General features: G+C 66.2%; 10 protein-coding genes. 7 read left to right on the top strand and 3 right to left on the bottom strand.

The window, feature by feature from the left end; all coding sequences use genetic code 11:
* The first annotated feature begins 219 nt into the window (after nt 1-219).
* Nucleotides 220-1,158, top strand: coding sequence for a formylglycine-generating enzyme family protein (locus AB0M74_RS10820; RefSeq protein ID WP_364904580.1), 939 nt, complete (start codon nt 220-222; stop codon nt 1,156-1,158).
* Between the two features lie 78 nt (nt 1,159-1,236).
* Here the strand turns inward: AB0M74_RS10820 and AB0M74_RS10815 are convergent, their stop codons facing one another.
* Both AB0M74_RS10815 and metH read right to left on the bottom strand, forming a co-directional pair.
* Complete coding sequence (locus tag AB0M74_RS10815; RefSeq protein WP_364904577.1) at nt 1,237-3,594, bottom strand: arylsulfatase; 2,358 nt, start codon at nt 3,592-3,594, stop codon at nt 1,237-1,239.
* 272 nt (nt 3,595-3,866) lie between these two features.
* Nucleotides 3,867-7,463, bottom strand: a complete 3,597-nt coding sequence (metH, locus tag AB0M74_RS10810) for a methionine synthase (RefSeq protein ID WP_364904575.1) — start codon at nt 7,461-7,463, stop codon at nt 3,867-3,869.
* A 157-nt stretch (nt 7,464-7,620) separates the two neighbouring features.
* Here metH and AB0M74_RS10805 point away from each other — a divergent pair, with 157 nt between their 5' ends.
* The 6 genes from AB0M74_RS10805 to AB0M74_RS10780 all read left to right on the top strand — a co-directional run bounded on the left by AB0M74_RS10805 (nt 7,621) and on the right by AB0M74_RS10780 (nt 20,644).
* Nucleotides 7,621-8,514 (top strand): PAC2 family protein, encoded by an 894-nt coding sequence (locus AB0M74_RS10805; protein ID WP_364904572.1) that lies wholly within the window; start codon nt 7,621-7,623, stop codon nt 8,512-8,514.
* Nucleotides 8,515-8,600: 86 nt separating this feature from the next.
* Nucleotides 8,601-11,234: an AMP-binding protein gene (locus AB0M74_RS10800; RefSeq protein ID WP_364904569.1), complete on the top strand. Its 2,634-nt coding sequence runs from the start codon at nt 8,601-8,603 to the stop codon at nt 11,232-11,234.
* Between the two features lie 488 nt (nt 11,235-11,722).
* Nucleotides 11,723-12,862 carry an XRE family transcriptional regulator gene (locus AB0M74_RS10795; protein ID WP_364904566.1) on the top strand — a complete coding sequence of 380 codons (1,140 nt, stop codon included), beginning with the start codon at nt 11,723-11,725 and terminating at the stop codon, nt 12,860-12,862.
* A 568-nt stretch (nt 12,863-13,430) separates the two neighbouring features.
* Entirely contained in the window at nt 13,431-14,987 is a 1,557-nt protein-coding gene (locus tag AB0M74_RS10790) for a TIGR02677 family protein (protein WP_364904831.1), read from the top strand.
* Nucleotides 14,987-16,399, top strand: a complete 1,413-nt coding sequence (locus tag AB0M74_RS10785) for a TIGR02678 family protein (RefSeq protein WP_364904829.1) — start codon at nt 14,987-14,989, stop codon at nt 16,397-16,399. The genes AB0M74_RS10790 and AB0M74_RS10785 overlap by 1 nt, the downstream gene beginning before the upstream one ends.
* A 3-nt stretch (nt 16,400-16,402) precedes the next feature.
* The gene (locus AB0M74_RS10780) at nt 16,403-20,644 is read left to right on the top strand and encodes a TIGR02680 family protein (protein WP_364904563.1); all 4,242 of its coding nucleotides are present in this window, start codon (nt 16,403-16,405) and stop codon (nt 20,642-20,644) included.
* Nucleotides 20,645-20,712: 68 nt separating this feature from the next.
* Here AB0M74_RS10780 and AB0M74_RS10775 read toward each other — a convergent pair whose 3' ends face one another.
* Nucleotides 20,713-21,909: a serine hydrolase domain-containing protein gene (locus AB0M74_RS10775; protein ID WP_364904560.1), complete on the bottom strand. Its 1,197-nt coding sequence runs from the start codon at nt 21,907-21,909 to the stop codon at nt 20,713-20,715.
* Nucleotides 21,910-21,916 lie beyond the last annotated feature (7 nt).

Raw genomic sequence — 21,916 nt, 5'->3', positions numbered from 1 at the left:
CCCGCCTCGGAACGACGCGCGGAACTAGGCATTCTTCGGCGTCGCGACTTCTTGCGTGCATCGCCACACCCACCGCAGCAATGGCTACGACCCGAAAAGTTACTAGCGCGCCCCGACGCAACTTCACCGAACATGCGCTGGTCACGATGGGATGGGACGCCGCCGACTGACCGCGTCGATTCCTCCTGTACTGCAGCCAACTATGAAACGCTGAATTCTATGACTCGTGCGGCTCCGAAGAACATGGAATGGATCCCGGGCGGGACTTTCTGGATGGGCTCCCAAAGCTTCTATCCGGAAGAAAGCCCCATTCATCGGGCCACCGTAGATGGCTTCTGGATGGATACCCATCAGGTAACAGTGGCGGAGTTCCGGCGGTTCATCAAAGACACCGGATACGTCACCACCGCCGAGACACCGCCGGATCCGGCGCAACACCCCGAAGCAGACTCGTCGTTGCTGGTGCCCGGTTCCTTGGTGTTCACCTCCACCCCAGGACCGGTGCCGCTCGACGACTACCGGCGCTGGTGGTCGTTTACGCCGGGTGCGGATTGGCGCCATCCGCAGGGACCCGGCAGCACTCTCGATGGACGGCAACGCCATCCGGTCACCCACGTGTCCTGGTTCGACGCCTCGGCCTACGTCCAGTGGGCCGGTAAGGAACTGCCGACCGAAGCAGAGTGGGAATTCGCCGCCCGGGGTGGCCTCGACCGGCAGCCGTTCGTGTGGGGCGCCACGCACGAACCCGGCGGCAGGCGCGCGGCCAACGTCTGGCAGGGCCGTTTTCCTTGGGAGAACCTCAATGGGGACGGCGTGGCGGGCACGTCGCCAGTGGGTCGGTTCCCGCCGAACGGCTACCGACTCTGCGATATGGCGGGCAATGTGTGGGAGTGGACGGTGGACTACTACACCGCCGACCACTCCGAGGCGGGCAAAACCGTGGCAGCGGCAGCTGCCTGCTGCATTCCCGCCAACCCACGCGAGGCGGTCGCACCCACGCCCGAACCCGGCGAGTCCTACGCGCGTCGTGTGATCAAAGGCGGCTCCTACCTGTGTGCACCGAACTACTGCCTGCGATATCGCCCGGCGGCGCGTCAGGGCCAGACCGAGGAGACCTCCACATGCCACATCGGCTTCCGATGCATCGTCAGACCGTGATAGCCGAAGCCTCTCGACACAAGTTCGGTCGGGGAGAAGACGGCTTCGGCTACCGGTCCTGTCAGGGTCTGGCAGCGGTCACTCGCGGGAGAGCATCGCGACAGCTTCACGTTCCAGGTCGACGTAGGGTTCGCCGCTGACATCCACGGCCACCCGCTTCAAGGTGCCACCGGTGAACGCCCACGGAGCGGATCCGGGGTAGTCGTCAGTGACCGATTCCCCACTGTCACGGCCGGCGTGCAGCCCCTCGCCGGCGATACTGAACTTGCCGGCCTGGGTTTTGATGCGTCCCGCACCGACCTCGCGATCACCGTAGTACAGGCTCACGACGCCGTGCGCGGTGCCGGGCGGATCCTCACCGTCCTTCTCGAACGAGGCCGCCAGGATCAGGTTCTCCCCGGTCGGCAGGTCCTCGGACGCACTGATCTTCTGCTCCTCACTGCCGAGGAAGTTGTAGACGTAGTGCAACCGATTGTTCTTGACATAGAGGGCGTGCCCACCGAACCGGCCGCCATGGGAGAACAGCACCCCGGTCGCGCCGGGTTCTGGGATGTCGACGAGCGCGCCGATCGAGTACGAGCGGTTGCGGATGTTGACCGCGACAGACTCGGGCACCTCGGCTCCACCGGGACGGTAGACGTACCGGTTGCGGGGCGGCGCAAGCTGTGGGCGCGGGGTGGTGACGATCTCGACGGCAGCGCGATCGTCGAGCGGCAACGCCTGGTTCGCACCTGCGTCGTGGAACCACAACCCGACCAACTCGGCGAGCCGCACGGGCTCCTCGGCGGCAAGATCGCGAAGTTCCGATCGGTCCTCCTGGCAGTGGTAGAGCTCCCAGGTGTCCTCCGGGAAGTGGCCCCAGCCGCTGATCGCCGGATGGGTGGTGACGGCCTTCCAGCCGTCGTGCCAGATACCCCGGGTGCCCAACATCGAATAGAACTGGGTGCGCTTTGCGCTGGGGATGGTGGCGGCGTCGAAGCTGTAGCGCATGCTCACACCCTGCAGGGGATGCTGGGTGTATCCCTTCACTGTGTCCGGGAGTTCGATGCCGATGCAGTCCAACAAGGTCGGGACCACGTCGACCGCGTGGTGGTACTGGTCGCGGGTCTCGCCCCGCGCTTCGATCCCTGCGGGCCACGAGAATATGCACGGGTCGGCGGTGCCACCGTTGAACGAGTAGCGTTTCCACATCTTGAACGGGGTATTGAAGGCCATCGCCCACCCGTTCGGATAGTGGTTGTAGGTCTTGGTGCCACCCAACTCGTCCAGTTTGGCGAGATTTTCCGCCAGATCGTCCGCTACACCGTTGGCGAACTTGTTCTCGTTGACCGACCCGGTGGGACCGCCTTCGCCGCTGGCGCCGTTATCGGAGACCACCACGATGATGGTGTTGTCGAGCTGCTCGATGTCCTCGAGATAGTTCAGCAGCCGACCGATCTGGTCGTCGCAGTGCGACACGAATCCCGCATACACCTCGGCCATCCGGGCGAACAGCCGTTTCTCGTCGGCGGAGAGGGTGTCCCACGGTTTGGTGTAGTCCAATGCCGGGAAGGGCTCCCCGTCGGGGCCGCTACGGGTCTCGGGGGTGCCGATCGGGTTCAGCGGCGGCAACTCGGTGTCGGCGGGGACCAGACCCATCTCCTTCTGGCGAGCCAGAATCTGCTCCCGCATTGCCTCGTAGCCGGCGTCGAACCGGCCGCGGTAGCGGTCTGCCCATTCGCGGGGCACCTGGTGCGGGGCGTGGGCGCAGCCCGGCGCGTAGTACAGGAACACCGGCCGGTCCGGGGCGATCGCCTTGACGTCTCCGATGAAGTCGAGGGCCCTGTCGGTGATGTCGACGCTGAAGTGGTAGCCCTGCTCCGGGGTGGCAGGCTGCTCGACGGGATGGTTGTCATGGACCAGGTCGGGATACCACTGGTTCGTCTCGGCGCCGAGGAAGCCGTAGAAGCGCTCGAATCCGCGGCCGATCGGCCAATTCCTTTTGGTGGACGCCAAATTCATCTCGTCCTCGGCACACAGATGCCATTTGCCGACCATCGCGGTGGAAAACCCTTGCTCGACCAGGACCTCGGCGAGGGTGGCGCATTCCGGCGGGATGTGCCCGTTCGCGCCGGGAAAGCCGACTGCTGCCTCGCTGATGCATGCCATGCCGTTGGTGGTGTGGTTGCGGCCGGTCAGCAGGCAGGATCGGGTCGGGGAACACAGCGCCGTGGTGTGCCACTGGCCGTAGCGCAGACCGTTGGCCGCGATCCGGTCGATGTTCGGGGTGTCGATCGGGCCGCCGTAGCAGCCCAGGGCCCCGAACCCCACGTCGTCGAGCACGATGTAGAGCACGTTCGGCGACCCCGGTGGTGCCTTCGGTTGTTCGTACGGACCCCAGTCGGGGATCGAGTCGCGAATGTCGAGATTGACGAGACCTCTGAATGGCTTGGCCATTGCCTGCTCCTCGTACGGGGGATCCCCCTCTTCGTCCACTACACCACCGGCGAACCCACTTGAACAGTGCCGTTAGCGCAGGTAACCATGCGTAGCGGGACCCATCTCGAAGCCTGCTGGAGACAACTCCCGACGATGTGGCACACCGAAAGCTCTGCACAAACGATCACCAGGATCCAGAACCTGATCCAGGTCGAGACCGATCGGTTCGAGCGCGACGTGACCGAATCAGCTACCTATCGATCCGGTGTTGCGGCAGCGGTAGGACCCGATCAGGCGTTGAAGTACTTCGCTTCCGGATGCAGCAGCACAAACGCGTCGGTCGACTGCTCCGGATGCAACTGCAACTCCTCGGAGAGAACCACTCCGATCCGACCGGCTTCCAGCAGGTCCACCAGCTTCGCGCGGTCTTCCAATTCGGGGCAGGCGCCGTAACCGAAGGAGTAGCGGGCGCCGCGGTAGCCGAGTTTGAAGTAGTCCTGCACATCCGCCGGGTCGGATTCGGCGACCGAGTGCCCGTCCAGCACCAACTCTTCGCGGACGCGGCGGTGCCAGTACTCGGCCAGTGCCTCGGTGAGCTGCACACCGATGCCGTGCACCTCGAGGTAGTCGCGGTAGTTGTCGGCGGCGAACAGTTCGTTGGCGAAGTCGGCGATCGGCTGCCCCATGGTGACCAGCTGGAACGGCAGTACATCCACCTGACCGGTCTGGGTCGCTTGTTCGCGGGAGCGAATAAAGTCGGCGATGCAGAGGAAGCGGTCGCGCTGCTGACGCGGGAAGGTGAACCGATACCGTTCCGCCGCATCCGGACTCGGCTCGGTCAGCACGATGACGTCATCACCCTCGGACACTGCGGGGAAATATCCGTACACCACCGCGGCATGCTGCAGCACGCTCTCGGTGCTGAGCCGGTCGAGCCAGTACCGCAGCCGAGGCCTGCCCTCGGTCTCCACCAGCTCCTCATAGCTCGGGCCCTCGCCGCCGCGTTGCCCGCGCAGACCCCACTGGCCGAGGAACAGGGCGCGCTCGTCGAGTAGCCCCGAATATTCCTGCAGCGAGAGACCTTTCACCACGCGGGTACCCCAGAACGGCGGCACCGGCACCGGCAGATCCGCGGCTACATCGGAGCGTGCGGGCACCTCGACCGGCACCTCGACGGCCTTGCGCTGTTCGGCGATGCGCTTGGAACGCTCGTGGCGCGCCTTGCGTTCAGCGGCCCTCTCGCGCTCGGCGATCGCCTCCGGGCTGTCGGGGTCGATGCCGCCGCCGCGCTTGCGGGTCATGATGTCGTCCATCAGCCGCAGGCCTTCGAACGCGTCGCGGGCATAGTGCACGTCGCCCTCGTACACCTCGGTCAGGTCGTTCTCGACATAACCGCGGGTCAGCGCCGCACCGCCCAACAGCACGGGGAACTGCTCGGCAACGCCCTTGGAGTTGAGCTCCTGCAGGTTCTCCTTCATCACCACCGTCGACTTCACCAGCAGCCCGGACATGCCGATCACGTCGGCCTTCTTGTCCACGGCCGCGTCCAGGATGGTCGCGATGGGCTGCTTGATGCCGAGGTTCACCACCTCATAGCCGTTGTTCGACAGGATGATGTCGACCAGGTTCTTGCCGATGTCGTGCACGTCGCCCTTGACGGTGGCCAGCACGATGCGGCCCTTGCCGCTGTCGTCGGTGGCCTCCATATGCGGCTCCAGGTGCGCGACAGCCGCCTTCATCACTTCCGCCGACTGCAGCACGAACGGCAGCTGCATCTGGCCGGAACCGAAGAGCTCACCGACCGTCTTCATGCCCGACAGCAATGTTTCGTTGATGATCTGCAGCGGCGGCACCTCGTGCATCGCCGCGTTCAGATCGTCCTCCATGCCGTTGCGCTCGCCGTCCACGATCCGCCGCGCGAGACGCTCGAACAGCGGCAGCGCGGCCAGTTCCTCGGCACGCGAGGCGCGCGAGGAGGACGTAGACACCCCCTCGAACAGTCCCATCAGCTTCTGCAGCGGGTCGTAATCCTCGGCGCGGCGGTCGTACACCAGATCCAGTGCTGTTTCGCGTTGCTCGTCGGGGATGCGCGCCATCGGCAGGATCTTCGAGGCGTGCACGATCGCGGAATCCAGGCCGGCCTGGACGCATTCGTGCATGAACACCGAGTTCAGCACCTGACGGGCCGCGGGATTCAGGCCGAAGGAAATGTTCGACAGGCCGAGAGTCGTCTGCACTTCGGGGTGCTTGCTCTTGAGCAACCGGATGGCCTCGATGGTTTCGATGCCGTCGCGACGCGACTCCTCCTGACCGGTACCGAGGGTGAAGGTCAGCGTGTCGATGATGATGTCGCTCTCGCGCACGCCCCAGTTACCGGTGATGTCGGCAATGAGCCGCTCGGCGATCGCCACCTTCGTCTCGGCGGTACGGGCCTGCCCCTCCTCGTCGATGGTCAGCGCGACCACGGCGGCGCCGTGCTCGGCGACCAGCTTCATCGTCTGCTGGAAGCGCGAATCCGGACCGTCGCCGTCCTCGTAGTTCACCGAGTTCACCGCGCAGCGGCCACCGAGATGCTCCAAACCGGCCTGCAGCACCGGTGTTTCGGTGGAGTCGAGCATGATCGGCAGAGTCGATGCCGTCGCCAGCCTGCTGGCGAGTGCCTCCATGTCCTTGGTGCCGTCACGGCCGACGTAGTCGACGCAGAGGTCGAGCATGTGGGCGCCGTCGCGAGTCTGATCCTTGGCGATGTCCAGGCACTTCTGCCAGTCCTCTGCGAGCATCGCCTCACGGAAAGCCTTGGAACCGTTGGCATTCGTGCGCTCACCGATCATCAGGATGCTGGCGTCCTGCGCGAACGGCACGGCCGTGTACATGCTCGACACGCTCGGCTCGTGCACAGGCGTGCGGCGGGCGTTGATGGGCGGCAGCGCCGGTTCGACCTCGCGCACCGCCGCGGTGACCTGACGGATGTGCTCGGGTGTGGTGCCACAGCAACCGCCGACCAGCGCGAGCCCGAACTCGGAAACGAAGCCGCGCAAAGCGATTGCCAATTCTTCTGGCGTCAGGGGGTACTCAGCGCCGTGCGCGCCGAGGATCGGCAGCCCCGCGTTCGGCATCACCGACACCGGCACCTCCGCGTGCCGGGACAGATGGCGTAGATGTTCGCTCATCTCCTCGGGTCCGGTCGCGCAGTTCAATCCGATCATGTCGATGCCGAGCGGTTCCAGCGCACTCAGCGCCGCGCCGATCTCGCTGCCGACCAGCATGGTTCCGGTGGTCTCCACGGTGACGTGGGTGATGATCGGAATCCGCCTGCCCAGCTTCGCCATCGCGCGCTGGCTACCGGTCACCGCGGCCTTCACCTGCAGCAGGTCCTGACAGGTCTCGATCAGAATGGCATCGGCGCCGCCGTCGAGCATGCCGAGCGCGGCTTCGCCATAGGCATCGCGCAGCGCGACATACGGAGCGTGACCCAGGGTCGGCAGCTTGGTGCCGGGTCCCATCGACCCCAGCACATACCGCGGCGTGCCGTCGGCGCTCGGCCCCATCTCGTCGGCGACCTCGCGCGCCAGCCGGGTGCCACGCTCGGACAGATCGCGAATGCGGTCCGCGATGTCGTAGTCGGCCAGGTTCGGCAGATTGCAGCCGAAGGTATTGGTCTCGACCGCGTCGGCGCCCGCCTCGAAGTAGGCGCGATGAATATCGCGCAGCACATCTGGGCGGGTGTCGTTGAGGATCTCGTTACACCCCTCGAGCCCACGGAAGTCGTCGAGCGTCAGATCCGCCGCTTGCAACATCGTGCCCATCGCGCCATCACCGATCACCACACGCCGGCTGAGCGTGTCGAGAAGCGTGGTATCGAACTCGGCGGGAGTGGACGCAGACATGGGTTCAAGCCTAGTGGGCAGGTTCGACAACCCGTACCACCGTACCGGTGTCCGGCGCCACACCGACCCAGACGGCACCCGCAGCCGCGGCGAACACGCAGCGTCGCACGCGTGGCAAAGTCAACAGAGCTTCCTCACACACCGTAGGCTGAGCGGGGTGAACTCCAGTGAATCCCCGGTGTCACCCGAGCCGGAACTGCCCACTTTGCGGGATCCGGTGCTCGTCGCCGCCTTCGAGGGCTGGAACGATGCGGGTGACGCGGCCAGTGGCGCCGTCGAGCATCTGGAACTGATCTGGGATGCCGAGCCGCTTGCCGAACTCGATTCCGAGGACTACTACGACTACCAGGTCAACCGGCCGACCGTCCGTCAGGTCGACGGTGTGACCAGGGAAATCCAGTGGCCCTCGACCATGTTGTCGGTGTGCTCGCCGCCGGGCAGCGATCGCGACGTGGTGCTGCTGCGCGGCGTCGAGCCGAATATGCGCTGGCGCAGCTTCTGCTCGGACCTGCTCGAATTCATCGAGCAGCTCGGCGTGCAGACCGTGGTCATCCTCGGTGCGCTGCTCGCGGACACCCCGCACACTCGCCCGGTCCCCGTCACCGGCTCGGCCTATAGCAAGGAAGCGGCCGAGCGGTTCAATCTGGAACAGACCCGCTACGAAGGTCCGACCGGGATCACCGGAGTACTGCAGGATCAGTGCGTGAAGGCGGGAGTACCCGCCGTGTCGTTCTGGGCCGCTGTGCCGCACTACGTCTCACAGCCGCCCAATCCGAAAGCGACCATCGCCCTGCTGCACCGCGTCGAGGACGTCCTCGATATCGAAGTGCCGCTCGGCGAGCTGCCCAAACAGGCCGAGGACTGGGAGGTCGCGGTCAACGAGATGACCGTCGGTGACGACGAGATCAGCGAGTACGTGCGCTCGCTCGAGGAACGTGGCGACGCGGCAGTCGATCTGAACGACGCGATGGCCAAGATCGATGGCGATGCGATCGCAGCCGAGTTCGAAAAGTACCTGCGCAGGCGTGGTCCTGGCAGTTTCGGGCTGTAATTCGCCGTGGCGATAGCACAGTTCACCGGATGTTCGCCGTAGGGCCACGTGTCGGTGGTGAAGGGCTTCCCACATAGACTTTTACGGTGACTATTTCCCCGATCGTCGCGCACCTTCGCAGTTATGACGACCGGATCGCCGTCCTCTGCTCTCGATCTCCTTCGGCGGGTGTCACAGCAGCGGGATCGGTGGCGGATGGTATGCAACGGATCACCTATGCGCAGCTGGCGATACTCGTCGAGGAATACGCGACGCGACTGGGACCGCACCGGCGGCTCGTCGCGATCGCGGCGCGCAACGACATCGATTCGCTTGTCGCGTATCTCGGCGCGCTGAGCACCGGCTCCGTCGTTCTGCTCGCCGCCGAGATCACCGAAGAATTGCTGGATACCTACGATCCGGATGTCGTCGTCGATGCCGGGGTGCCCGTTGCGCGCCGCGCGAAGTCGGCGCACGACCTGCACCCGGATCTCGCACTGCTGCTGAGCACTTCGGGGTCGACCGGTTCTCCCAAGCTGGTGCGATTGTCCACCGCGAACCTGATGTCGAACGCGTCCGCCATCGCCGAGTACCTGTCCATCGGTCCCGACGACCGCGCCGCCACCACGTTGCCGATGTTCTACTGCTACGGGCTCTCGGTCGTGCACAGCTATTTCCTGCGCGGCGCGAGCCTGCTGCTCACCGAGCGATCTGTCCTCGACGACCAGTTCTGGGAGCAGGCGCGCAGTCACCGAGTGACCTCCTTCGCCGCCGTGCCGTACACGATCGATCTGCTCGACCGAGTCGGCTTCGACCGGATGCGGTTGCCCGATCTGCGCTACATCACACAGGCGGGCGGGCGTCTTGCGCCCGAGCGGGTGCGCGCCTACGCACAGCTCGGGGCACGTTCGGGCTGGGAATTCTTCGTTATGTACGGCCAGACCGAGGCAACTGCCCGGATGGCCTACCTCCCACCCGAGCTCGCCGCCGAACATCCCGAGTGCATCGGCATTCCGATCCCCGGCGGACGTTTCACCCTGGAGCAGGTGGACGACGCCTCCGCAGCCGAGCTCGTCTATCACGGCCCCAACGTGATGATGGGGTACGCGCAATCCCCCGGCGATCTCGCGCTCGGCCACACTGTCGAGGCGCTACGAACCGGCGACCTGGCGCGGCGCACCGCCGACGGCCTGTATCAGGTGATCGGCAGACGCAGCAGGTTCGCGAAGATCTTCGGCCTGCGGATTGATCTGCAGCGACTCGAATCACGCTTGGCCGCAGCGGGATTCACGACCGATTGCACCGAGAGCGGGGACCACCTGGTGATCGCGGCGCAACGTGGTGTCGATGTCCGCTCGAGCGCCGAGGTCACCGCCACCGCGGCCCGGCTGTCCGGATTACCGGCCGCCGCCATCCGCACCTGCCCGGTCGACGAGTTGCCCCGCCTGGCCAATGGAAAGCCGGACTATCCGGCGATCCGCAGTCTGCCCGGCGCCGCACCGTCGACCACCCGAGACATCCGCGCGCTCTACGCCGACGCGCTCGGCCTCGACCCCGCATCGATCCGACCCGACAGCAGCTTCGTCGACCTCGGCGGCAATTCGCTCACCTACGTGACGACCTCCGCCCGACTCGAACGCGCGCTCGGCAAGCTCCCGCCCGATTGGCCCGCGCTCACCGTCGCTGAGCTCGAACGAATCCCGAGCGGCAACACCTCGTTCGGACGCTCGCTCGACCCCGCGACATTGCTGCGGGCAGTGGGCATTGTGCTGATCGCGGGGTCGCACATCGGCATCTTCACTTTGTGGGGCGGTGCGCATGTACTGCTCGGCGTGGCGGGGTTCAACTTCGCCCGCTTCGCGGTGACCGCGGCGCCGCGCGCGCAGCGGCTGCACCACGCGCTGCGCACCGCCGCCCTGATCGCGATTCCGACGGCGGTGTGGGTGGCGCTCACCCTACTGTTCTCCGACTACTACGGCTGGCAGAACGTGTTGCTGCTCAACAAGATTCTCGGGCCGCACGACAGCGATACCGCCGGGCACCTGTGGTTCATCGAGGTGCTGGTGCTGTTCATGGTCGCGGCCGCGCTGCTGGTTCGCATCCCGACCTTCGACAGGCTCGAGCGGCGCGACCCGTTCTGGTTCGCCATGGCGCTGGTCGCGTTCACCGTGCTGTTCCGGGTCCAGTCTTTCGGCCTGTACTCCACGCACGACGTGCCCTTCTCGCCGTTGGCCTGCTGGTTCTTCGCGCTGGGCTGGGCGGCCGCGAAAGCGCGCATGATCTGGCAGCGGCTGCTGGTGAGCGCAGTCATGCTGATATCGGTGACAGGTTACTTCGACATTCCCGATATCGATGCCGCCGATCGGGAGCGCCTCGTCATGGCAGGACTGCTGCTGTTGTTCTGGCTGCCCGCAGTCCGGGTCCCCGCGCTCATCGCCGGTGTGGCCGCGGTGCTGGCCGACAGCTCGCTGTTCATCTACCTGCTGCACTGGCAGGTGTATCCGCTCTTCGGACAACACCATATTGCGGCGCTGCTCGCAGCACTCGGGGCGGGTGTCGCCGCTACGCGGGTGGTCGCGGGTCTGCGGCGATGGTCGTTGTCGAGGTTCAGGTCTCGAGAGTCAGGACTTCGGCCGACGCTTCCTGCGCCAGTTTCGCGATCAGCAGGTCTCGCGGAATCGTCTGGCCGGCAAAGTGATCGAGTGACGGCACCACCACGTGGTGCGCATCCGCACGCTTGAGCTCCTGTGTCAGCTCGACCAAGGCCGTGCCATCACCTGAGGTCGATTCATGGAACGTTGCGGCGAAGCAGAGCCCTTCCGCGCGGGCAAGGGTGCGTAGTGCATCCTCGAGCTCTTCGCTGTGGCCGTCGGCCAGATCGTCACGCAAGTATCCATAGATCAACGCTTCCACCCGAACCTCCGTTGGATTGGGGATCGCTGTTCTCTTCTGTGGATCTCCCCATGGTGGGGTACCGCGTTCCTGCAAGAGCAGATGTTCTTGCATTCGGGGCCGGCAAACTCTCCGCGCCCATACCCAGCATGTAGGACGACATACTGCGAATGCAGCTGTCAACCAGTGACATCTAAATGCCCTATCCGGGCCACCGAACGTTAACTGGTGCGATACTACAGATGTGGCCGCTGGAGACGATCGACCCGTCTGGGCTGTCCGGATGCGCTCCGAGCGCGACGCACGGGGGTGGTCACAAGCAGATGCCGTCCGCGCTATGCGCCTCAAGTCATCCCACAACTTGCCGACCGACAGTACACTCCTGCGTAACTGGCGTCGCTGGGAATCGGGCGAGTCGCGTCCCGACGATTTCTATGCCCCTATCATCGCCGCCGCCTTCGATACCGTAACCGCGGCGTTCTTTCCCAAAGCCAGGCCGAACCGGGACGATGAACTGCTCTCGGCCACCGGCATGGACACCCTGGAGTTCATCGGCAGGCTCCGTATGTCCGATGTCTCCACGGCCACCCTCGATGCCATTCGAATCACCGCCGAGCGCCTGTGCTGCGAGTACCCCTATGCCGACCCGCACGATCTGCACATCGAGGGAACCGCGTGGTTGCGGCGCATCACCTCGTTGCTCGACGGCCGTCTGACATTGTTGCAACACCGGGAAATACTGGTGCTCGCTGGTTGGGTCGCGCTGCTGGTCGGCTGCGTGGACTACGACCTCGGCCGACGGACCACCGCGGAGGCGACCCGGCGCGCCGCCTACTCCCTCGGCCAAGAGGCCGAAAATGCCGAAATCATCGGGTGGAGTATGGAAATGGCGGCTTGGTTCGCCCTCACCCAGGGCAATTACCGCGGCGCCATCGAGGCCGTCGATCTGGCCTTGCAGACCAGCAGGAACCTCGGTGTCGGCGTCCAGCTGTCCGCACAGCGTGCGAAGGCGTGGGCCCGCCTCGGCGAGCGCCGCGAGGTCGAGGCGTCGCTCGACCAGGGCCGAGCAATCCTGGCGCGACTCGACCATCCCTCGAATCTGGACAACCATTTCGTCGTCGATCCGAACAAGTTCGATTTCTACGCCATGGATTGTTGCCGCGTGGCAGGCGAGGACTCACGCGCCGAATCCTTTGCCCGAGAAGTCATCCGCAACTCCACCCGCGCAGACGGCACCGTCCGTAACCCGATGCGAGTGTCGGAGGCCCATCTCACCCTCGCCGTAGTCGCCGTGCGCGATCGGGATCTGGAGTTGGCGCTGAACGAAGGCATGCGGGCGTTCACGGGCAAGCGCCGTTCGCTGCCCTCCCTGATGTGGATCGCGGGCGAAACAGCCCGGGAAATTATCGAGCGTTTCCCGGGTGATCCGCGCACGCTGGTGTACCTCGACCAGCTGCGGTCACTGGCAGCCGACTGATCATCAACCCTTCGGCACAAGCTGATTCGCGGTAACGTTCGATTCGCCGCCGCCGGTCATGCTGGATGGATCGAAGGCCGAGTCGCCTTCGCCACCGCGACATCCCGTTGGCGATGCGCCGACGGCCGGACAAGAGGGCAGTCGATGGCAACCGATTCTGGTCTACGTATCTCCCGTCTGCGCAGTCTCATCGATCACCCGCGCACCGGCGACGACGAGCGAGCGGTCGCCCAGCGGATGCTCCGACGGGTCCTCAGCAAGTCGGCCGAAACCGACCTGGGCAGCGATCGTGCTTACAGCAAACGGTACGACCGCGACGGCGGGCGATATCGCCAAGCGATACTTCGGTCGCGTACCTGCCCGGGGCGAAACGTTCGTCTGGTAGCTCAGTGCCTTCGATAGCCCGCGACCTCGTATAACTGCGTGGCGAACGCTCGCAAACCGGACGCAGCCACGCCGAATGGGGGTCGTTCTTGTAGGCGGCGACCACCCCGCTACTACCCTGTTCCCGGTGACCGACTCCGTCGACGGCTTGCCGAGTGCCGCGCCCGCGCTGTGGGATGAGCGGCTGCGGCTGTTTTCTTTCGCTACCGCTGAGAAGCGAGCCGAGTACCTGTGGGTGCTGCGGGCATTCGACAGTGCTCGGGCGGCCTATGTCGTGTTGTTGCACGCCGACGATGTGGCCGAGTGGATCGACCGCAACGGGGGACATCCGCATGCCGAACTGGTCGAGGGTGACCGACAGTGGGAGGTACCGCGACTGACGGGAGCGGAGATCGGGCCGCTGCTCGACCAGTTGCATCAATGGGGGGTACTAGAGCGCAGTTATGACGGCACCCGGGCCGCCACGCTGGCCGAGTATCGCAACCGGCACTACGTCTATCAGCTCACGCAGGCCGGATTTCAGGCCTATCGTGCGGTCGCGGGTGTGCTGGAATCCCGATTGGACGAGGCGTCGTTGTCGCGACTGGTGCTGCCGGAACTCTTGGCCGATCTCCATACACTCGCCGAGGCCAACCGGGCCGGTGACGCGGAGCGCGTCTACCGGACGCTGCGCCGACTCGACGCCACCCTGTCGGATATGGCCGCTCGGGCCGCGCACTTCTATCTTTCGCTCGGCGACATGGTGCGCACCACCGAGATCACCCCGGAGTCGTTTCTCGCCCACAAGGATGCCCTGCTCGCACACATGCGGGACTTCAGCATGGACCTGGCTCGCTTCGCGCCACGGCTGGCCGCTGCGATCGGGGAGATCGAGGAGACCGGCGCAGCGGAACTCGTCGAGCGGGCGGCCGGCTGCGATGAACGGGTTCTGCTGAGTCTCGCCGAACGGCAAGCCGATTGGCGGGCGCGATGGCACGGGTTGCGGACCTGGTTCGTGGCAGCGGCGGCCGAAACCGGCGAGTCATCGTCGACCGAGGCCGATCGGCTGCGCGAGGCGACCATGAGTGCGATCGCCGCGGTCTTGTCGCTGTTACGACGGGTGACCGAGACCCGACGGGGCGGGGTGAGCCGGGAGTCCGCGCTGCGGCACCTGGCAGGCTGGTTCACCGCCGCACCGACAACCGACAGTGCGCATGCGCTGTTCGATGCGGTGTTCGGCTTGGGCAGGCCACGACACGTGGCGCTGGAGCATCCGGACGCGGAACTGATTCCGGCCGCTCGATCCTGGTGGGACGCGCCGCCGCTCGAGATTTCGCGGACCTTGGCCGAGACCGGCCGACCGCCGACCATGGGTGCTCCCGCGCGAATTCAGCGCAATGACGCGGGAATTCGGCGATTGCGCGAAGCGCAGTTGGATGCCCAGCGGGCACGCGCCGAGGCCGCGAAGTCCCTCGCCGCCGCGGACGTGCACGAACGGGTGCTCGACGAGCGAGAGACCGAGGTGTTGTTGCGGTTGCTCGATGCGGCTTCGACGGCGTGGGTGCCGGTCAGCGGGCGGGTGGACGGGACAACGGGATCCGATAGCGGAGTCACGCTCACGGTGTCGGAGCATGCCGGCTCGACCGTGGTGCGCACGGCGCGCGGGCTGCTGCATCTGAACAATCGCAAGCTCGATGTCCGGCAGACGACCCGCACGCGCACCGCCGCCGGAAAATCCGAATCGCGTGGGGGCCGCGCATGATCCACGCACGCCGCATCGACGCGCTGGCCTTGGACAACTACCAGCGCGCTGCCAGGGTGATCCTGGCGAACCACCTGGTGACCCGGACCTATCCGGATCGGATCGCGCTGCCGCTGATCCGCCGCTGGGCCACCGAATTACGCGAAGACCTCGCCGAGTTGTTCGGCTATCGGCTGGAGGTCACTGAAACCACGGCCCGGGTTTTTCCGGTGATCGACCGGCTCGACGCGGGCAAGCCCGCCCGTACCGTCACCGACCGTCTCTTCGATCGCCGTCGCTACGCCTACCTCGCGCTGGCACTGGCCGCGCTCGGCCGCGCAGGCGACCAGATCACTTTGTCGGAGTTGGCCGATCAGGTCGCGGCTTACACCAGCAGGGTAGACGGACTCGAACTCGCCCCGGATCGCGCGGCGGACCGCGACGCCTTCGTCGATGCGGTCGGCTGGCTCGCAGCGCGCGGCGCACTCACTCTCGCCGACGGCGATGCGGGCGGGTGGGCGGCGGACCCGGAAGCGGGCGAAGCTCTCTACGACATCGACCGCCCCGTGGTGTTCGCACTATTCCGACCGCCACGGGCGCTGCAGCACCTACACAGTGTGGAAGGGCTGCTCACCGAGGATGCGATGGCCCATCCGGCCGGGCCCGCGCATGTTTCCGACAGTGCCCGCCGAGTGCGCAGGACCCTCGTCGAGCGACCTGTCGTCTATGCGGAGGACCTCGCCGCCGACGAGCGCCCGCTGCTTGTGCAGGACCGGGTCATCGCGGATGTGGAGCTGTTCACCGGTCTGCGCGCCGAACGCCGGGCCGAGGGCGTCGCGCTCATCGATACCTCCGGGCGACTCTCGGACATCAGGTTTCCCGGCACCGGGACCCTGGCCCAAGTGGCGCTGTTGTTGGTCGGTGAAATCGCCGATCGGGTGCTCGACATCGACAATCCGGTGCCACGCCGTCCGGCCGCGCCGGACCCGGCGACCGCACTGGCAGCGCAACTCGACGACGCCATCCCGGCATCCACGGTATTCGTCCCGCTCGCCGATCTGCCGTCCACGGATTTCGGTGCGGGCGAACCGGATTCGGTGCAGCAGGCATCCGAGGATGCTCCGGAGGAAGTGACCTACCCGTTCATCGAGTCGGCCTGGGTGCGGGAAACGGTCCAGGCGCTGACCGACCGTTACGGCCTCACCTTCGCCGCGCAATGGCAGGCCGACGTTCCTGGTCTCACCACCGAGGTCGTCGCGCTACTGGAACGCCTGCGTCTGCTGCGCGCGGTCTCCGACGGGCTGGTCGTGCTGCCCGCGCTGGCCCGCTATCGCGGCGCGGTCGTCACGGTGCGAACCAAGCGAACCGCGGAACTCTTCGTTACCGCCTCCGACACCATCGGGGCCGACAGCGTTGGTACGGAAGGGATGTAGATCATGTCGCTCATTCATGGCGGAGTGCGGTTCGCCCCGACCCGCGCCGGAATCGTCAACCTGTGGGACTACCGCGATCAGGAATTCTGCTTCGCCGACGGCAGGTTGGTGCTGCGCGGCCCGAACGGTTCCGGCAAGACCAAGGCACTCGAGGTGCTGTTCCCGTTCGTGCTGGACGGCAGGATCGAGCCACGCAGGCTCAATCCGTTCGCCGGTGAAGAGCGCACGATGAAGTCGAACCTGTTGTACCGCAAGCAGGAATCCGCGTACTCCTATGTGTGGATGGAGTTCGCGCGTGGTAGCTGGGACGACCCCGAGGTAGTGACTGTCGGCATCGGAATGCGGGCAACGCGCTCCTCCGACAAGGTCACCCGCTGGTATTTCGTCGCCGACGGCCGTGCGGGCGTCGACTTTTCGCTCATTGGCCCCGACGACAGGCCGCTGACGCGCAAACAGCTCGCCGAGCAGATCGGCACCGACGCCATCGTCGATCGTCCGGTCGAATATCGCGCTGCCATCGACGCACGCATGTTCGGTCTCGGCACTCAGCGCTACGACCAGTTGATCAACCTGATCCTCACACTGCGCCGCCCGCAGCTGGCCAAGAACCTGGACCCGCGCGGCCTTTCGCAGGCGCTGACCGACGGTCTGCGCCCGCTCGACGAGCAGCTGATCCTCGACGCCGCACGGTCCTTCAGCGATATGGAAGAGGTCGGTCGCACCCTGGAGGGTCTGGTCCATGCCGACACAGCGACCAGGGCTTTCGTCGGCGTGTACCGGAAATACCTCGCGGTGCAGGCGAAGACGGATGTCGATCAAGTGCGCGCCCGCCTCGACGCGGTGACCCACGCCGGCACCGCCCTGTTCGCCGCGACCGCGCTGCGCGAGCGGCGCGAGAGCGAACGCACCGCCGCCGAGGCGCGCGCCGACGATGCCGACCGCTCCTACGAGCAGGCTCTCTCCGATCGGGAAACGCTGCAACGCTCCAGTGCCTACGAGGGCAAGCAGCAGCTCGACGATCTCGCCGACGCGGTGCGCAGGTTGGAGACCTCGGCAGGCGTGCACGGCGACAAGGCGCTGAAGGCGCGCCAGACTCTCGATCAACGCGGACAGGAGGCCGAACGCGCCAAGGCTGCGGTGCGCACTGCGGCGGCCGCACTGGCCCGCGGCGAGGACGAGCTACGCGCCGCCGCCGAGGAAGCGGGCATCAACTGGACCGCGCTGCCCGAACAGACCCGCGCCGACCAGCTGACGGCGGCGGTGCGCGGTCAGGCCGAGGAACGCGACGCCGATGTGCGCGCGGTCCGCAAGGCACTCGGTGTGATGGATTCCGCGGCCGCCGAACGGACCAGGGCGGAGCGGTTGGCCGAGCGGGCAAGGGAACTTCGTGAGTTCGCCGCGGCGGAGGTCGCACACGCAGAGGCGGCGGTGGTGCTGGCGCGCACTGCCGCGGCGGGCGCGCTGCGGTCCTGGTGGGACACGCACCGAGAGGTCTACTCCCCCATCGCGAAAGGCCTGTTCGCGGCACTCGACGCTGCGCTGGCACACGCGGGAACCGATGAGGCCGCGGGGATGTCCGAGGTGCTCTCCGAACACGCCGAACCGCTGCTGGAAGAGATCCGTAACCGCCGTCAAGAGGCACGAGCCACCGCGGCAGCGGCAGGCGAACGGATCACCGAACTCACCTCCGAGCGCGATCGGGTGGCTACCCAACGCGATGAGGCGCCGCCGGCTTTCGCCGCCCGCACCGGTGTCAGGGAGGGCAGGCCCGGCGCACCGCTGTGGCGGCTGGTCCGCTTCGCCGACGACGTCCCTGCGGCGACAGCAGCGGGCATCGAGGCGGCGCTGCATGCCGCGGACCTGCTCGACAGTTGGGTCTGCGCGGAATCCGCGCTCCGCTCCGACTACGACTCCGATCAGTTCCTGGTTCCCCTGCCCGCAACGGCACGACCGACGGGGCGCACACTCGCCGATGTCCTTGTCGTCGAGGATGATTCCGACGAACTCACCGTGCCGACGATGATGGTCGCCGACGTGCTTGCCTCGATCGCGTTGCACGACGGCGACGCCGATCTCGGTACGGCAGTGGCGGTCAGCACAACCGGTGGTTTCCGCCACGGCGTTCAGGTCGGCCGCCATCACAAACCCGACGCGGAGTTCATCGGCGCGACCGCACGTGCCAAGCGCCGCGACATCCGCATGACCGAACTCGGGGCGGCGATCGCGGCCGCCGAGGATGTGCGGCAGCAGGCGCAGGACCAGGAGGCCGCGGCCACCGCCGAGCTCGCCCGCATCTCGACGGCCACGAAAGCACTCCCACGCCCGACCGCGGTGGCGGCGGCGCTGCGTGCGGTCTCGGAGACCGCGGGCATGATGCGTTCCCGCTCCGAGGCGGTTCAACAGGCCGAGCGCGATCTCGACCAAGCTGTCGCGGACGCCTCGGCGGTCGAGAAGAAGCTGCGTGCCGTCGCAGTCCAGCACCGTACGCCGCGCGATGCCCGCGATATCGACGCACTCGCCGCCGCCATCCGGCATTTCGAGAACACCGGAACGGGCCTGCTGCGCTTACGCACCGACCACGAGCGGGAGCGGGAACGCGAACGCGAAGGCATCGACCGTTTCGACGAGGCCCGTGATCTCGCCGAGGCCTTCGCCGAGGAGGCCGAAGCCGCGCAGGCCGGCTACCAGGAACAGTTGCGGAAGCTGGAGACCCTGCGCGAGGCGCTCGGTGCCGGCGCCGCCGACATCGATCGGGAACTCGAGCAGGCGCGAGAAAAGATCGAGGCGACCAGAGCCGAGCAGAAGGCCGCCCGCAAGGCCGCCAACGAGGCGATCGAGGCGGTCGGCGATGCCGAGGCCGCCTACCGCACTGCACACGAATCGCTCGGGACCGCGCTCACCGAGGTACTCGCCGAGGTGAAAAGCCTCGCCCCGTACGCACAACCCGACCTCCTCACACTGCTGGGTGCGCCCGCTGACGGTCGCTGGCCCAGCAGTGCGGCCGCGTGGTCGACTCCCGAACAGTTGCTGTACCGGATCGCCGCTGCGGGACCCGAGGCCGAACCGCAGGTGCTGCCGGATGAAGTCGCCGAATTGTTCGAAAACCTTTCCACGGCAACGGCTTCGGTGCGCGCGGGTGAGGCCGCCCGCAAGTCCACCCGCAGCGCGGTCACCGCAGCGCTGCAGGAGTTCGATGCCGCACTCGCCGGGTGTGGCCGCGACTATCGGCTGCAATGGGATGCCGCCGACGGACTCACCGTCGTCCAGGTCCAAGACGACCACGGACTGTCCGCACTCGCGGATTTCGCGACGCGCATCGACCAGGCTCGCCACGATCAAGAGCTGCTGCTCACCGACGCCGAACGCCGCATTCTGGAAGACGCACTGCTGACCGGACTCGCCCAGCAGATCTACGAACGCACCAGCGACGCCCGCGATCTCATCGCTCGTATGGGCGCGGAAATGAAGCAGCGCCGGATGTCCTCGGGCAACACCATCGGCGTGCACTGGGTACTGGCCGACACGCTGTCGGATCCGGCGCGCGCGATGTGCAAGCTGTTGGACCGCGACTCTTCGTCTTTGGTCGCCGAGGATCTCGCCGCCATCCGCGCCCATTTCGCCTCCGAAATCCGCACCGCGCGCGCCGCCCACCCCGAACGCTCCTACCCCGAAATCCTGGCCGCAACACTGGACTACCGGACCTGGCGAGTGTTCTCTTTCACCCTGATCTCCGCCGACGGCAGCGAAGACAAACTCACCGTCGCCCGTCACAGCGCATTGTCCGGCGGCGAGCAGTCGGTGTCGCTGCACCTGCCTCTGTTCGCCGCGGCCCATGTCATGCTCGACTCCGCCGACCCCCAGGCCCCCCGTCTGCTGGCACTCGACGAAGCCTTCGCGGGCGTCGACGACAACGGCCGCAGCGAACTACTCGGCCTCAGTGTCCAATTCGACCTCGACCTGTTCATGACCGGGTACGACCTCTGGATCACCTACCCCCACGTCCCCGGCTGCGCGCACTACGATCTCGCCCACTCTGCCGCCGAAAACACCGTCAGCGCAACCCTTTTGGTGTGGGACAGCGGCGACTTACTCGCCGAACACGACGGCACCGACCTCACTACAGCCCTCGGCTCCCCCAACCGCCGCCGGGTACCGAACACGATCGAGGGGGGACTCACCTTGCCGGATATGCCAGGAAACGAAGCCGATACACCGAGCAGGGCCGAAACCGTCCAGGTCAGTTGAACATGTCCGACTCTGTGGTCCGGGCAGACGCTTCCGGGCGACCGAACCAGATCATGGCCGGTGGAAGATCATGAGACATGCGGCGGGCGGTCCGGCACGACGACAGCACCGATCGCAGTGCCGATGGGGACGGCGTTGTTGAGGTTGGCGTCGGCCCTCGGCCCGAGGGTGCCGTAGACGACGATGGTCGTCTTGGATTCCGTGTCATACAGCGCGACGCCGTTGTATCCGCCGAATGCTGGGTTCATGAAGAGCCACTCGTCGAAATGAACGACACCGAACGCGAAGTACTTCTGCGCGGTCAGTGGGCCGAGCCCGGCTGTCGACGCCGCCATCATCTCCTTGAACTGTGTGTCGGAGAGCAGCTTGCCCACGCCGAGCGCACGCACCCACAGGGCGACATCGGCGACGGTGGAGTTCATGTTGCCACTGTGCAGAAAGGCCGTGGGATTCCAGAATGTGGAGTCCTCGAATACATGGCGTTCATTCGTGTAACCGTGCAAGATCGGCGCGGCTATCTGCGGAGTGAGCACCACCTCGCTGTGGTGCATGCCCAGCGGGTCCAAGACGTGCTGCTCGAGCAGGTCGCCGAGAGCTCGACCGGTCGCTTTCTCCAGCACGACACCGAGCAGGGTGAGGTCACTGTGGGCATACGCCCAGCTGGTGCCGGGCTCGAACAGCGGCGGACGTGAGTTGGCCAGCTCGAAGATCTCCTGGGCGGTCCACCCTGCGATCGGGTTCGCGTAGAAGCGCCGCATGAACTCTGGATCGGTGACGTAGTCCGCGATACCCGTGGTGCCGTTGGCGAGCATTCGCGGGGTGATCTTGTCGGCGCGAGGGAAGTCGGGGACCCACTTGGCAATGGGCTCGTCCAGCCGCACCACCCCTGTCTTGTCGAGCAGCAACAGCACCGTCGAAAGCATCGGCTCCATCGGCTGCCCCACCCGCAGCCGCATATCCGCTGTCGCCGAAATGCCGAGCGGGGATTCCCCCAGCGCACCGCGGACAATCTCGTCGTCGTCTCGCCACACGCCGAACACGGCAGCGCTGAGATTGAGCTCGGTTATTTTGTCGCGGACGACATCGACGATCCTCGCGGCCTCGGAGTTGTCGACGTGCGAGGTCTTGGTCTCTGGCGCAGTCGTGTGTTCCCCGGCGTCACCGTTGCGGTCCGACCCACAAGCTCCGGCCGCGAATGCGATGACAACCGCGAGCGCAGCGCATGCGGTGCGACGGCGCATCCAGCAGCGATTCATCACGCTCATGACGGCG

Source organism: Nocardia sp. NPDC051463, assembly GCF_040681975.1.
Lineage (GTDB): Bacteria > Actinomycetota > Actinomycetes > Mycobacteriales > Mycobacteriaceae > Nocardia.
This window is presented reverse-complemented; position numbering and strand designations above follow the sequence as displayed.

Bases quoted from the DNA above. Each gene is read 5' to 3' on its own strand.
- AB0M74_RS10820 (WP_364904580.1), top strand. From the start codon at position 220: ATGACTCGTGCGGCTCCGAAGAACATGGAATGGATCCCGGGCGGGACT.
- AB0M74_RS10815 (WP_364904577.1), bottom strand. From the start codon at position 3,594: ATGGCCAAGCCATTCAGAGGTCTCGTCAATCTCGACATTCGCGACTCG.
- metH (WP_364904575.1), bottom strand. From the start codon at position 7,463: ATGTCTGCGTCCACTCCCGCCGAGTTCGATACCACGCTTCTCGACACG.
- AB0M74_RS10795 (WP_364904566.1), top strand. From the start codon at position 11,723: ATGCGCCTCAAGTCATCCCACAACTTGCCGACCGACAGTACACTCCTG.
- AB0M74_RS10780 (WP_364904563.1), top strand. From the start codon at position 16,403: ATGTCGCTCATTCATGGCGGAGTGCGGTTCGCCCCGACCCGCGCCGGA.
- AB0M74_RS10775 (WP_364904560.1), bottom strand. From the start codon at position 21,909: ATGAGCGTGATGAATCGCTGCTGGATGCGCCGTCGCACCGCATGCGCT.